Genomic DNA, 13791 nt, shown 5'->3' with positions numbered 1-13791 from the left:
GGCGCTAACCTGCCGCCATGGCACTCGTTCTCTCCATCCTCGACCAGTCCACCATCGCCTCCGGCCGCGGCGCCGACGCGGCGATCCGCGAGACCCTGGCCATGGCGCAGCATGCCGACGCGCTGGGCTACGCCCGCTACTGGCTGGCGGAGCACCATAACAGCCGCAGCCATGCCGGCGCCGCACCCGAGATCTTGATCGCCGCCATCGCCGCCACCACGCGGCGCATCCGCGTCGGCTCGGCGGGGGTGATGCTGCCGCACTATTCCTCGCTGAAGGTGGCCGAGCAGTTCCGCGTGCTGGAGGCGATCGCGCCAGGGCGGATCGATCTCGGGGTGGGGCGCGCGCCGGGCAGCGACGGGCGCACCGCCTATGCGCTGAACCCGGCTGCCGCGCAGGGGTTGCTGGGCCAGGGCGACCGCTTTCCGGCCCAGGTGCAGGAATTGCTGGGCTGGCTCGGCGAGGGGCTGCCGGTGAACCACCCCTTCCGCGACGTCCACGCCCAGCCCGAGGTGCCGACGCGGCCGGAGCTGTGGATGCTGGGCAGCTCCGACTACGGCGCCCAGCTCGCCGCCTATTTCGGGCTGCCCTACTGCTTCGCGCATTTCATCACCGATGGCGCGGGGGCGGAGCAGGCGCTGTCGCTCTACCGCCAGGGCTTCCGCGCCGAGGCGGGGCGGCTGCCGGCGCCGCGCGCGGCGATCGCCGTCTTCGCCCTCTGCGCCGCCACGGAGGCGGAGGCGGCGCGGCTGTTCTCCTCCCGCGCGCTGTGGCGCCTCTCGCGGGACCGCGGCATCTACCCGCCCCTGCCGACCCCCGAGGAGGCCGCGGCGCACCCCTACACCGAGGCGGAGCGGGAGAAGCTGGCGCGGATGCAGGCGCGGGCCATCATCGGCACGCCGCAGCAGGTGAAGGCGCGGCTGGAGGCGCTGGCGGCCGAACTCGGCGCGGAGGAGGTGGCGGTGCTGACGCCGGTGCACGACCCGGCGGCGCGGCGCGAATCCCTCAGCCTGCTGGCCGGTGCCTTCGGCCTGGCAGCGGGCGCTCCGGGCGGCGCCGTGGCCGCCGGCGCCCTCCGCCCGACTCCCGCCCTTCCTTGACAGCGCCCCCCGCGCCGCGCTCTACCCCCCTCCTGGGTCGCGGCGGCTGGCGCGGCGTACCGAAGCAGGGCCTCGCGCACACCATCCGATGACGAAGAAAACCGGCGGCTGGCTCGAAAGCATCAAGACCGTGGTCTATGCCGGGCTTATCGCCGTCGGCATCCGGGCCGTCGCCTTCGAGCCCTTCAACATTCCCTCGGGCAGCATGATCCCCACCCTGCTGGTGGGCGACTACCTGTTCGTCTCGAAATACGCCTATGGCTATTCGCGGCACTCCATGCCGTTCAGCCCGGAACTGTTCCAGGGCCGCATCTTCGGCTCGCTGCCGGCGCGCGGCGACGTGGCGGTGTTCAAGTACCCGCGCGACAACAGCACGGACTACATCAAGCGCATCGTCGGCCTGCCCGGAGACCGGATCCAGATGCGCGGCGGCCGGCTGTTCCTGAACGGCCAAGAAGTGCCGCGCGAGGGGCTCGGCCTCTACACGGTGGAGGGCGACGGCCCGCGCATGACGGTGCGCCGCTACCGCGAGACGCTGCCCGCCGCCGGCGGCGGCGCGCCCGTGCGGCACGAGATCCTGGAAGCCTCGGATGACGGGCAGTACGACAACACCACCGAATACGTGGTGCCGGCCGGCCATGTCTTCGCCATGGGCGACAACCGCGACAACAGCCTCGACAGCCGCGAGATGAACGCGGTGGGCTTCGTGCCGGTGGAGAACCTGGTGGGCCGCGCCGAGATGATCTTCTTCTCGGTCGATGGCACGGCGGCGTGGTGGGAAGTCTGGGCCTGGCCCTTCGCGGTGCGCTGGGACCGCATCTTCTCGGGCGTGCGGTGAGGGAGCGGGCGGCATGAGCAAGGCCGGTCCCGCCCTGCCGGACGGGGCGGCCTTCCTGTCCCGCATCGGCCACAGCTTCAACGATCCGGGGCTGCTCTCGCACGCCCTCACCCATCGCTCCGCCGCCGATCCCAGGCGCGGCATGCTCGATTCCAACGAGCGGCTGGAATTCCTGGGCGACCGCGTGCTGGCGCTGGTGATGGCCGAATGGCTGGCCGAGCGCTTCCCCGAGGAGCGCGAGGGGGCGCTCGGCAAGCGCCTCTCCGTGCTGGTCGCGGCCGAGACGCTGGCCAAGGTGGGCGAGGCGATCGGCCTGCCCGCCGCGCTGCGCATCCCGCCCGCCGAGGGGCGCACGGGCCTGCGCGGCCGCTTCACCGTCATCGCCGACGCGACCGAGGCGCTGATCGGCGCCCTCTATCTCGATGCCGGGCTGGAGGTGGCGCGCGGCTTCATCCGCCGCGAATGGGGCGCCTTCATGGAAGCCGACCCGACCCCGCCCATGTCGGCCAAGAGCCGGCTGCAGGAATACACGCTGGGGCGCGCCGAGGGTCTCCCCGAATACCGGCTGGTTTCCACCACCGGGCCGTCCCATATGCCGGTCTTCGTCGTGGCCGTCCGCGCCGCCGGGCGCGAGGCGGAGGGACAGGGCGAATCCAAGCGCGCGGCCGAGCAGGCGGCGGCCGAGGCCTGGCTGGCAGGACGCAACAAGACATGACCGACGACACACCGCCCAACGACACCCCCAACAACCCCCCGCCCGCCGCCGGAACACCGGAGGCGCCGACGCGCTGCGGCCTTGTCGCCGTGGTGGGCGCGCCGAATGCCGGCAAGTCCACCCTGGTGAACCGGCTGGCCGGCAGCAAGGTGAGCATCGTCTCGCCGAAGCCGCAGACCACCCGCTTCCGCATCCGCGCCGTGGTGATGCAGGACCGCACGCAGATCGTGCTGACCGACACGCCGGGCATCTTCGCGCCCCGCCGGCGGCTCGACCGCGCCATGGTCGCCGCCGCCTGGGAAGGCGCGCAGGACGCCGACGTGGCGCTGCTGATCGTCGATGCGCGCGCCGGCATGACGGAGGCGGTGGAATCCATCATCTCCGTCCTCAAGCGCAGCAAGGTGCCGATCTGGCTGGTGCTGAACAAGTCCGACCTGATCGACACCAAGCGGCTGCTGCCGCTGACCGCCACGCTGAACGAGCAGCTCTCCTTCGAGGAGACCTTCATGATCAGCGCCGAGAAGGGCGACGGGCTGGACCGGCTGATGACGGCCCTGGCCGCCCGCCTGCCCTACGGCCCCTGGCTGTTCCCGGAGGACGAGCTCTCCGACCTGCCGGAGCGGATGCTGGCCGCCGAGATCGTGCGCGAGCAGATCCTGCGCCAGACGCATGAGGAGGTGCCGCACCACGCCACGGTGGAGACCGAGCAGTGGCAGGAGCGGCGCGACGGCTCGGTGCGGATCGACTGCACCATCTATGTCGGCCGCGCCACGCAGAAGGCGATCCTGATCGGCGATGGCGGCTCCAAGGTGAAGGAGATCGGCCGCCGGGCGCGCGCCGAGCTGGAGAAGCTGCTGGAGCGCCGCGTCCACCTGTTCCTCAACGTCAAGGAACGCCAGGGCTGGGACGAGGAGCGCGCCCGGCTGCGCGCCATCGGCCTGGACGACGCGGGCTAAGGGCCGGGGTGTTGACCCGGCGATCCACGCTTCCGGCTTCGCCTCCGGCGACCGCGGCCTGAACACATGGAGTGGCAGGCCCCCGCCATCGTGCTGGAGGCCCGCCCGCATGGCGAGGGCGGCGCCGTCGTCGGCGTGCTGACCGAGGCGCAGGGGCGGCACCTGGGGCTGGCCAAGGGCGGCGCCTCCCGCGCCCAGGCGGGGCTGTGGCAGCCGGGCAACCTGGTCGAGGTGCGCTGGGTGGCGCGGCTCTCCGAGCAGCTCGGCGCCTTCAGCGGCGAGATGGTGCACCCCACCGCCGCCCTGGCGCTGGACGACCCCCTCGCCCTCGCCCTGCTCAACTCCGCCTGTGCCCTCGCCGCCGACGCGCTGCCGGAGCGCGAGGCACAGCCGCGCGTCTTCTCCGGCCTGCTGGCGCTGATGGCCAATCTCGGGCGCGGCGCCCCGGCCCTGCTGGCCGACTACATACGCTGGGAGGCGCTGCTGCTGGAGGCGCTGGGCTATGGGCTGGACCTTTCCGCCTGCGCCGTCACCGGCACGGCCGGGCATCTCACCCATGTCTCCCCCCGCAGCGGCCGGGCGGTGAGCGCCGAGGCTGCCGCGCCCTATGCCGGGCGGCTGCTGCCGCTGCCGCTGTTCCTGCAGGGCGGGCAGGCCGAGGCGGACCCGGCCGAATGGCTCGCCGGGCTGCGGCTGACCGGGCACTTCCTGACGCGCGACGCCTTCGGCAGCCGCCACCGCCCCGTGCCGGCGGCGCGGGAATGGCTGGAGACGCGCATCCAGGCCCTGCTGCCACCGCAGCCCGAGGCCCCCGCCGATGCCTGACCCCACTATGTCAGACCCGGTGCTGCCCGACCTGCTGGCGCCCGGGCTGCGGCTGGTGTTCTGCGGCTCGGCGCCCGGCCTCGTCTCGGCGGCGCGCGGCGCCTACTACGCGCATCCGGGCAACCGCTTCTGGGGCATCCTGCACCAGGCGGGGCTGACGCCGCGGCGGCTGGCGCCGGCCGAGTATCCGGAGCTCCTGCGTCACGGCATCGGCCTGACCGACATGGCCAAGCACGCCGCCGGCAATGACGACCAGCTCCCCCCCGGTGCCTACGACCCGGCGGGCTTCGCCGCCCGCATCCGCGCGGTGCGGCCGCAGGCGGTGGCCTTCACCGCCAAGGCGCCGGCCGCCGCCTTCCTCGGCCGCCGCACCGGCGCCATCCCCTATGGCCGCGTGGAGGGGCCGGCGGATTTCCCGCCCGTCTGGGTGATGCCCTCCACCTCCGGCCAGGCCAGCCGCTTCTGGGATGCGCGGCCCTGGCTGGCGCTGGGCCAGTGGTTCCACGCCCGCCCCTGAAAGCTTCCCCGCGCCCCGGAGCCGCCGCCATGTCCGAATCCCCGAAGCCGGAATTCCGCGAGGCCGCCGCGCGCTGGTTCGGCGCCGGCGAGGCGCTGGGCGAGGCCGAGCACCGCGCGCTGAGCCGCGCGCTGGAGCGCCGCCCGCTCAGCCACGACACCAACGAGGCCTTCTCCGAGAAGCTGAGCTTCGGCGACCGGGTGGCGGACAAGGTAGCCAGCTTCGGCGGCTCCTGGAGCTTCATCCTGCTCAGCCTGCTGCTGCTGGTGCTCTGGACGGGCGCCAATCTCTGGCTGCTGCGCCAGCCCTTCGACCCCTACCCCTTCGTCTTCCTGAACCTGCTGCTCTCGATGATCGCGGCCTTGCAGGCGCCGATCATCATGATGAGCCAGAACCGGCAATCGGCGAAGGACCGGCTGGTGGCGGCGCATGACTACGAGGTGAACCTGAAGGCCGAGATCGAGATCATGGCCCTGCACGAGAAGCTGGACCGGCTGCGCGCCGAGCAGATGACGGCGCTGCTGGAAAAGCAGGAGCGGCAGATCGAGATGCTGACCCGCCTGCTGGAGGAGAGGCGCATCGCGCCCTGACAAGGGAAGGATCCAGGGGGCTGCGCCCCCTGGCCCTGCCTCAGACCAGCTTGAGCGCGCTCAGCCCCGTGTAGATGCCGAGCAGCACGATGGCGATGCTGCTGACCACCAGCAGCGCGTTGAACGCGCCGCTGCCGTAGAGGCGCGGATCGGTCTCGGTGCGGCGGAGGTGCCACACCGCCACCACCACGGCGAGCAGGAAGATGCCGGTGGCGATGCCGCCGATCTGCACCATCAGCACCGGCGAGCGCATGAACAGGTAGGCGGCGCCCCAGATCAGCGGCAGGGCGATGGTGAAGATGCGGATCCAGCGCAGCCGGGCCGCCGTGTCGCGCCATTCCAGCACGCCCATCTCGGCCAGCAGGTTGACGTACATGCGCGACCAGCTCGGCACCGCCGCCCACAGGGTGGAGCCCAGCACCACCACCGCGCCCAGCAGGAACACCGTGCCAGCCCACTGGCCCAGCGTGTCGGTGTACATGCGCGAGAGGGCGGTGATCATCTCGTTGCCCTGCGGCACCACGCCCTGCGGGTTCAGCACCGCGGCGCCCATGATGAAGAAGGCGATGGTGCCGAAGGTGTAGATGACCCAGGAGAGGAAGGCGTCCTTGTACATGACGCTGATCCAGCCCTTGGCGCGGCGCTGCCAGGCCTCGCTGCCGTCATTGGGCCCGACATGGCGGGCATAGCCCTTCTCGATGCACCAGTAGGTGTAGAAGGTCAGCTCGTCGGCGCCGACGCCGGTGATGCCGAACATGGCGATGGCGGCGCCCACCGCCCCCGCCGGGATGGCGAAGGACAGGCCGCTGGCGATGTCGTCCATCGAATAGGCGTAGGGGGTGAAGGGCAGGCCCAGGGCGATGCCGATGGTGATGAAGGAGAAGATCACCACCAGGATGCCGGCGCCGCGCTCGATGCGGCTGTACTTGTTGCTGTAGAGCAGCGCGATGCTGCCCACCGCGACGATGACGGTCCAGATGGTGATCGAGGTGGCGCCCATGGGCGGCCCGGAAAGCGGCAGCAGGATGCTCATGGCCAGGGCCACGCCACCCACCACGCCGCCCATCTGCAGCACCTTGGAGAGCGCCATGAGCGCCCAGAGCAGGTTGATCCAGCTCAGCCGCCCGACATGCGGCCCCACCTTGTTGTAGCCGGTGAGCGCCGGCTGGCCGGTGGAGATGCACCAGCGGGCCAGCTCGATCTGCACCGCCACCTTCACGAAGGTGCTGAAGATGACCATCCACAGCAGCGCGAAGCCCACCGTGGCGCCAAGGGTGGTGGTGACGATCAGCTCGCCCGAGCCGACGATGGAGGCGCTGAGGATCAACCCCGGCCCCAGATGCTTCAGCGAGTGCCTCCAACCGACCGGGGGCTCCATGACCCCGTCCTTGGTGAGGCGATAAGGATCGTCCTCGGCCTCGATGCCGCGTTGTACAATGGCGTCCGCGCTGGCGCTCATTCCTGAATTTCTCCCGAATTCGTTCTTGTTTTTCTTGGGTTGGTCGGCTGCCACTATGGCCGCCGCGCTTCGCCGGCGTCAGCCCCTGCGGGCCCGGTCACACGGCGTTGTAAGGCTTGGCTGTTCGTTCATTTTTTGTTCTATTCCGGCGGGAAGCCCCTGGTGCGACGCGCCCCGCTGCGCTAGCCCCTCCCCGACACATGCGCGTGCCGAGAGTGCTGGAGTACCGCCATGCCCGACGACCTGACCACCCTGCCCGAAGGCGGCGCCGTAAGGCCGACCAACCTTTCCGCCGCCCTCTCGGAGCGGTACCTGGCCTATGCCATGTCCACCATCACGGCGCGCTCGCTGCCGGATGTGCGGGACGGGCTGAAGCCGGTGCACCGGCGGCTGCTCTGGGCCATGCACCAGCTGCGGCTGGACCCGGCGGCGGGCTTCAAGAAATGCGCCCGCATCGTCGGCGACGTGATGGGCAAGTACCATCCGCATGGCGATGCCTCGATCTACGAGGCCATGGTGCGGCTGGCGCAGGAATTCGCCGCCCGCTACCCGCTGGTCGAGGGCCAGGGCAATTTCGGCAATATCGACGGCGATAACGCCGCGGCCATGCGCTACACCGAGGCGCGGCTCACCGCCATCGCGAGCGCGATGCTGGAAGGCATCGAGGAGAACGCGGTCGATTTCCGCGCCACCTATGATGGCGAGGAGCAGGAGCCGATCGTCCTGCCCGCCGCCTTCCCCAACCTGCTGGCCAATGGCGCCAACGGCATCGCGGTGGGCATGGCCACCTCCATCCCGCCGCACAATGCGGGCGAGCTCTGCGCCGCCGCGCTGGCGCTGATCGAGAACCCGAAGGCCGAGATCGACGAGCTGCTGCGCCACATGCGGGGGCCGGACTTCCCCACGGGCGGCGTGCTGGTGGAATCGCCGGAGGCGATACGCGAGGCCTATGCCACCGGCCGCGGCGGCTTCCGCGTCCGCGCCCGGTGGGAACGCGAGGCGCTGAAGAACGGCACCTGGCAGGTGGTGGTCACCGAGATCCCCTACCAGGTGGCGAAGTCCCGCCTGATCGAGCAGATCGCGCAGCTGATGGAGGAGAAGAAGCTCCCCCTGCTGGCCGATGTGCGGGACGAGAGCACCGACGTGGTGCGCATCGTGCTGGAGCCGAAGAACCGCACGGTGGAGCCGGCGGTGCTGATGGAGACGCTGTTCCGCGCGACCCCGCTGGAATCCCGCCTCTCGCTGAACATGAACGTGCTGGATGCCAGCCGCACCCCGCGCGTCATGGGGCTGAAGGAGGTCCTGCGTTCCTGGCTCGACCACCGGCACGAGGTGCTGGTGCGCCGCAGCCAGCACCGGCTGGACGCCATCGCCCGGCGGCTGGAGATCCTGGACGGCTACCTCATCGCCTATCTCAACCTCGACGCGGTGATCCGCATCATCCGCGAGGAGGACCAGCCCAAGCCGGTGCTGATCAGCACCTTCAGCCTGACCGACATGCAGGCCGAGGCGATCCTGAACATGCGGCTGCGCTCCCTGCGCAAGCTGGAGGAGATGGAGATCCGCAAGGAGCACAAGAAGCTCAGCGCGGAGCAGAAATCCCTGCAGGCGCTGCTCGGCAGCGAGAAGCTGCGCTGGAGGAAGCTCGCCGAGCAGATCGCCGCGACGCGGGAGAAGTTCGGCGAGGAGACGGAGCTCGGCCGCCGCCGCACCGCCATCGACACCGCCCCCGCCGCCGTGGTGATCGACGAGCGCGCCTTCGTCGAGCGCGAGCCGGTCACCGTCATCCTCTCCGAGAAGGGCTGGATCCGCGCGCTGAAGGGGCATGTGCCGCTGGAGACGGAGCACAAGTTCAAGGAGGGCGACCGGCTGCGCATCGCCCTGCATGCCGAGACCACCGACCGCCTCTGCCTCTTCGCCACCAACGGCAAGAGCTTCACCATCAAGGCCGAGGCCCTGCCGCGCGGCCGTGGCGACGGCCAGCCGGTGCGGCTGATGGTGGACCTCACCAACGAGGACGAGGTGGTGGAGCTGTTCGTCTGGAAGGAGGGCCGCAAGTACCTGGTGGCCGCCGATGACGGGCGCGGCTTCGTCATCCGCTCCGAGGATCTGGTGGCCGAGAAGCGCACCGGCAAGCAGGTGCTGACGCTGGAGGCCGGCCACGAGGCGGCCGCCTGCGTGCCGGTGGAGGGCGACACGGTGGCCATCATCGGCACCAACCGCAAGCTGCTGGTCTTCCCGCTGGAGCAGGTGCCGGAGATGACGCGCGGCCGCGGCGTGGCGCTGCAGGGCTACCGCGACGGGCGGCTCTCGGACGTGAAGGTGTTCCAGGGGACGGCCGGCCTCACCTGGCGCATCGGCGAGCGGATGCGGCTGGAGACCGACCTCACCACCTGGCGCGGCAACCGCGCCGGCGCCGGCCGCCAGCCGCCCAACGGCTTCCCGCGCAACAACCGCTTCGAGTGACAGGAAGGGCGGGAGCCCCACTGCTCCCGCCCTTCCCCCCGCTCAGCGCGCGGCGCGGGTGGCGCTCCACGCGCCGCCGCCCTCGATCCGGCCGGCGATCCGGTCGCCCTCCAGCGTGCCGGAATAGCGTTGCCCGCCGGCGGTGAAGGTGATGCGGTCGCCCGTCATCCGGGCTTCGCTGAGGGGCAGCTCGCGGCCCTCGCGCGTCAGGGTGCCGCTCAGCATCTGGAAGGTCTGGTCCAGGGTGAGCCGGCCCTCCTCCCCCAGCCGCCAAGCCCCCCCGGCCCGGGCGGGGATGATCCAGAGATAGGCGCGGCAGAAGCTGGTGCACTGGCCATCCCGCTCGAAGGACTGGTCTGCCTCCCAGTCGCCCATGGTGAAGGTGTTGGAGACCACCCGGGTGCCGGGCTTCATCGCCAGCAGGGTCGGCCGCAGCCGCTCGTTCAGCGTCTGCAGCAGGAAGAGGGTGACGACCGTGGCGTCGGAGAAATCCGACTGGAAGATGTCGCCCTGGGCGAAGGTGGCGCGGCCGGCCACCCCCGCCGCCTGCGCGTTGCGCTGCGACAGCGCCACCAGATCCGGGTTGTACTCGATGCCGTGCGCCCGGGCGCCGCGCCGGGCGGCGGTGATCACCGTCCGCCCGTCGCCGGAGCCGAGATCGACCACGTAGTCCTCGGCCGTGACCTTGGCCATGTCGAGCATCCGGTCCACCAGCTCCTGATGGGTCGGCACCCAGACGACGTCCTTGCCGGTCTGGCCGACCGAGGGGGCGTAGGCGGGTGCCGGCGTGCCGATGGCAGGCTGGGCGGCGGCGGGCTGCCCACCCCAGAAGGAGAGAAGGCAGGCGGTGGCGAGGAGGGGCAGGCGTGTCATGGCGGATCTCTCCATCGTCAGCGTGTCGGGCGGGACAGGGCGGCCTTCCCGGCCGGCAGGGTGGCAGCGGGTTCCCTCTCCTCCCGCCGGCGGAACAGCAGCAGCGGCGTGCCGGCGGCGACGACGGCCAGCCCGGCCAGCGCGCCCATGCCAGTGTAGGCGATGCTCGCATGCAGCATGTAGAGGCAGGTCAGGCAGAAGAGCAGCGGCGTGAGGGGGTAGAGCGGCACCCGGTAGGGCAGCACGCGGCGCGGCTCCCGCCGGCGCAGCACAAAGAGCGCGATGCCGACGAGCAGCAGGAAGGCCCAGAAGACCGGCGCGGTGTAATCCACCATGGCGCGGAAGCCATCCTGCGTGACGGCCCCCAGCCCGACCAGCGCCAGGGCGATGGCGCCCTGCGCGAGCAGGCCATTGGCCGGGGTCCGGCCGCGCCCGCTCCAGCGCCCGAGCCGGGCGAGGACGGTGATGTCCTCCGCCATGGCGGCGCAGGTGCGGGCGCCGGTGAAGATCGTGGCGTTCAGCGTCGACACCGCCGCGACGACGATGGCGGCGGTGACGAGCCCGGCGCCGGCAGGGCCGGCGACGCGCTGCATCATGTCGGCGGCCACCGCCGGCGAGGCGCGCAGCCCCTCCAGCCCCAGCACCATCAGCAGCGCCAGGTTGACCAGAACATAGAGCGCCACGATGAACGCCGTGCCGGCCAGCAGCACGCGCGGAATGCTCCGCTGTGCGTCCCTCAGCTCGCCGGTCAGGTAGGACGCTTCGTTCCAGCCCCCATAGGTGAGCAGCACGAAGATCATGGCCATGCCCAGCCCGGCGGCCTGGGCGGGGGCGGTCTCCGCCGGCGGCACGGGCGGCGTGGCGGTGCCGGACAGGCCGAAGGCGATGATGGCCAGGATGGCGGCGATCTCGAGGATCGTGACGGCGATCTGCAGCGTCTTGCCCTGGAACGTGCCGGCGACGTTGACCCCCGTCAGCACGATGACCGCGAGGGCGGCGTAGAGGGCGGGGCCGTGCGGCCCGGCCGGCAGGGCGTGGGCCGCGTAGTCGCCCAGCACGAAGGCCACCCCGGCGATGGCGCCCGTCTGGATGACCGTGCCGCGGGCCCAGCCGAACAGCATGGCCACCGGCCGGCCATAGGCGCGGGAGAGGAAATGGTATTCCCCGCCGGCATGCGGGTGCGCGGCCGCCAGCTCCGCGTAGCAGAGCGCGCCGACCAGGGTGACGGCACCGCCCGCCACCCAGACGGCGATGAAGGCGGCCTCGCTCTCCACATGCGCGGCCACCAGCGAGGGCGTCCTGAAGATGCCGATGCCGACGACGATGCCCACCAGGATCACGACGGCATCGAAGACGGACAGCGTGGGCTCCCGCCCGGGGCTCTGCGTGTGCGGCATCCAGGCTTCCAGCCCCTCCATCGCGGCAGCCGCTCCGGCCGGGGAGGCCCGAAGAAGCCGGAGGATCGCCAGACAGACCGGGCCCGCGTCACGCGGATGAATTTCCGGCAATCCCCTGCTCAGTCTAGGCAGGGCGGAGGAGAAGGCGAAAATGATATGGAATTGAATAACCGAAACAAAATGTTTCCGTGGAGCAAGGCGATTCCGGCGCGGCCGCCCCTGTTCCGCCACCAGCCGGCCATGGGAGCGGCGGCACCTGTCATGACAAGCCTGTCATTTTCAGCGTGAAGCAGTGCCGCGGCCCTGCCGGGCCGCTCAGGCCGCCGCTCCCGGAGGACCGGCCGGGCGGGCCATGAAGCGTGCCTCAGCATCGTAGCTGCGCAGCTTCGCGGCCAGGGCGGGATCGTCCACCAGCTGGAAGCCCTGGCGCCGCCAGAAGGGCACGGAGCCGCCCACCGCCACCAGGGAAAGCTCCGGCAGGCCCCGCGCGGCCTCCAGCAGCAGCGGCATCAGGCGGCCGGCGGCACCCTGGCCGCGCGCCTCCGGCAGCAGCGCCACGTCATGCACGTAATGGGTGCCGGGGTTCTCCGGCAGCGCGCCGAGCCGGGTGTTCAGGGCCGGCGGGCGGGCCCGGTGCCAGGGATGGCTGATGGCGTAGCCCAGCAGGCCGCCCGCCCCCTCCAGCATCCAGCAGCCCGCGGGGAAGAGGGCCAGCCGCTCGGCCAGCACCGCATCCTCCTCCGGATAGCCGGGATGCACGGCGGCGGCGATGCGGCTCACCGCCGGCAGGTCTCCGGGCGCCATCGGGCGCCAGGCCGCGCTCACGCCAGCGCCGCCTCGATCGCCTGCCGGAAGGCGGGCGCGTCCGGCTCCACATTGCTCGGGAAGGCCTGCAACAGGCGGCTGTCCCTCGCAACGAGATACTTGAAGAAGTTCCAGCGCGGCGCCGTGCTGCGCGCGGCGGCCCAGGCGAAGAAGGGATGCGCCTGCGGCCCCTTCACGTGGCAGGGCGCCGCCATCGGGAAGGCGACGCCGAAGGTGGCCTCGCAGAAATCCTTGATGGTCTTGCGGTCGGCCGCTTCCTGGTTGAAGTCGTTGGAGGGCACGCCCAGCACCAGCAGGCCGCGCGGGCCGTAACTGTCGTGCAGCGCCTGGAGGCCCTCGAACTGCCGGGCGAAGCCGCAGAAGCTGGCGGTGTTCACCACCAGCAGGGGCTTGCCGCGGAGATCGCCGAGGTCGATCTCGCCGCCATCGATGTCCTCGAAGCGGAAATCATGGCCCCGGGCGGCCTCGTCGGCCGCGCGCGCGGGGCGCAGCGGCACCGCCAGAAGGGGCGCCGCGCGCAGGATGGCGCGGCGCGGAAGCTCAGCCATAGCGTTCCTCCAGCCACGGGTCGCCCCGGTCGTGATAGCCGCGCACCTCCCAGAAGCCCGGCTGGTTCGCCGACAGGAAGGTGATGCGCTTCACCCACTTGGTACTCTTCCAGAGATAGAGATGCGGCACCACTGCCCGCAGCGGCCCGCCATGCTGGCGGGTCAGGCGCTCGCCTTCCCAGGAATGCGCCAGCAGGTTCTCGGGCCGGGCGAAATCCTCCAGCGACAGGTTGGTGGTGTAGCCGTCATAGGCCTCGAAGCTGACGAACTTCGCGCCCGGCTTCAGCCGCGCCAGGTCCAGCAGCGCCTGCACCGGCACGCCGGTCCAGGTGTTGTCGTAGCGCGACCACTGGGTGACGCAGTGGATGTCGTTGAAGCGATCCTCCTGCGGCAGCTCGCTCAGCCAGGCCCAGTCCAGCGTCACCGGGTTCTCCACCAGCCCGTCCAGCGTCAGCCGGAAGGCGCCCTCCGGCACATCGGGCTGGATGCCGAGGTCGAGAACGGGGAAGTCCTTCACCAGGCGCTGGCCGGGGGGCAGGCGCTGCTCCTCGGGGCGGGCGGTCTCGCCGGTCAGCAGCCGGCCGGCCTTGGCCCAGGCCTGCTTCGTCTCCACCAGCTTCTGGCGGATGCGGCCGCCAGCGCCCGTTTCGTCCTGTTCCATCACGCCTTTTCCGTCGCCTGG

14 protein-coding genes are annotated in these 13791 nt (G+C 71.3%); 8 read left to right on the top strand and 6 right to left on the bottom strand.

The genetic code is table 11. The annotated features are described in order from the left end of the window. Window positions 1–17: 17 nt before the first annotated feature. From CR165_RS02210 to CR165_RS02180, 7 genes are all read left to right on the top strand, one after another. Complete coding sequence (locus CR165_RS02210) at window positions 18–1100, top strand: LLM class flavin-dependent oxidoreductase (RefSeq protein WP_109515307.1); 1083 nt, start codon at window positions 18–20, stop codon at window positions 1098–1100. Window positions 1101–1188: 88 nt separating this feature from the next. Beyond that, entirely contained in the window at window positions 1189–1938 is a 750-nt protein-coding gene (gene lepB, locus CR165_RS02205; RefSeq protein WP_109515306.1) for a signal peptidase I, read from the top strand. Between the two features lie 13 nt (window positions 1939–1951). Then, window positions 1952–2653, top strand: a complete 702-nt coding sequence (gene rnc, locus CR165_RS02200) for a ribonuclease III (RefSeq protein WP_109515305.1) — start codon at window positions 1952–1954, stop codon at window positions 2651–2653. Next, window positions 2650–3609 (top strand): GTPase Era, encoded by a 960-nt coding sequence (era, locus tag CR165_RS02195; protein WP_109515304.1) that lies wholly within the window; start codon window positions 2650–2652, stop codon window positions 3607–3609. Before rnc ends, era begins: the two co-directional genes overlap by 4 nt. 66 nt (window positions 3610–3675) lie before the next feature. Beyond that, complete coding sequence (gene recO / locus CR165_RS02190; RefSeq protein ID WP_109515303.1) at window positions 3676–4434, top strand: DNA repair protein RecO; 759 nt, start codon at window positions 3676–3678, stop codon at window positions 4432–4434. After that, on the top strand, window positions 4427–4951 hold the full coding sequence (locus CR165_RS02185; protein ID WP_245906058.1) for a mismatch-specific DNA-glycosylase: 525 nt from the start codon (window positions 4427–4429) through the stop codon (window positions 4949–4951). The genes recO and CR165_RS02185 overlap by 8 nt, the downstream gene beginning before the upstream one ends. 29 nt (window positions 4952–4980) lie before the next feature. Then, window positions 4981–5541: a DUF1003 domain-containing protein gene (locus CR165_RS02180; protein WP_109515301.1), complete on the top strand. Its 561-nt coding sequence runs from the start codon at window positions 4981–4983 to the stop codon at window positions 5539–5541. 40 nt (window positions 5542–5581) lie between these two features. Here CR165_RS02180 and CR165_RS02175 read toward each other — a convergent pair whose 3' ends face one another. Beyond that, window positions 5582–7000, bottom strand: coding sequence for an Nramp family divalent metal transporter (locus tag CR165_RS02175; protein WP_109515300.1), 1419 nt, complete (start codon window positions 6998–7000; stop codon window positions 5582–5584). Between the two features lie 231 nt (window positions 7001–7231). Here CR165_RS02175 and parC point away from each other — a divergent pair, with 231 nt between their 5' ends. Then, a complete protein-coding gene (gene parC, locus CR165_RS02170; protein ID WP_109515299.1) occupies window positions 7232–9466 on the top strand; it encodes a DNA topoisomerase IV subunit A in 2235 nt (744 codons plus the stop codon). A 42-nt stretch (window positions 9467–9508) separates the two neighbouring features. Here parC and CR165_RS02165 read toward each other — a convergent pair whose 3' ends face one another. The 5 genes from CR165_RS02165 to CR165_RS02145 all read right to left on the bottom strand — a co-directional run bounded on the left by CR165_RS02165 (window position 9509) and on the right by CR165_RS02145 (window position 13770). Further along, a complete protein-coding gene (locus CR165_RS02165; protein WP_109515298.1) occupies window positions 9509–10339 on the bottom strand; it encodes a class I SAM-dependent methyltransferase in 831 nt (276 codons plus the stop codon). 17 nt (window positions 10340–10356) lie between these two features. Then, the gene (locus CR165_RS02160; protein ID WP_109515476.1) at window positions 10357–11736 is read right to left on the bottom strand and encodes an APC family permease; all 1380 of its coding nucleotides are present in this window, start codon (window positions 11734–11736) and stop codon (window positions 10357–10359) included. Window positions 11737–12051: 315 nt separating this feature from the next. Further along, window positions 12052–12561: a GNAT family N-acetyltransferase gene (locus CR165_RS02155; protein ID WP_245906056.1), complete on the bottom strand. Its 510-nt coding sequence runs from the start codon at window positions 12559–12561 to the stop codon at window positions 12052–12054. Continuing rightward, window positions 12558–13109, bottom strand: a complete 552-nt coding sequence (locus CR165_RS02150) for a glutathione peroxidase (RefSeq protein WP_109515297.1) — start codon at window positions 13107–13109, stop codon at window positions 12558–12560. Before CR165_RS02150 ends, CR165_RS02155 begins: the two co-directional genes overlap by 4 nt. Then, complete coding sequence (locus tag CR165_RS02145; protein ID WP_109515296.1) at window positions 13102–13770, bottom strand: sulfite oxidase-like oxidoreductase; 669 nt, start codon at window positions 13768–13770, stop codon at window positions 13102–13104. Before CR165_RS02145 ends, CR165_RS02150 begins: the two co-directional genes overlap by 8 nt. Window positions 13771–13791 lie beyond the last annotated feature (21 nt).

Origin of the sequence: Teichococcus aestuarii (genome assembly GCF_003116135.1) — a bacterium.
Classification (GTDB): domain Bacteria; phylum Pseudomonadota; class Alphaproteobacteria; order Acetobacterales; family Acetobacteraceae; genus Pseudoroseomonas; species Pseudoroseomonas aestuarii.
Note: the sequence above shows the minus strand (reverse complement) of the source record. Positions and strands in the feature narration are given on the sequence as shown.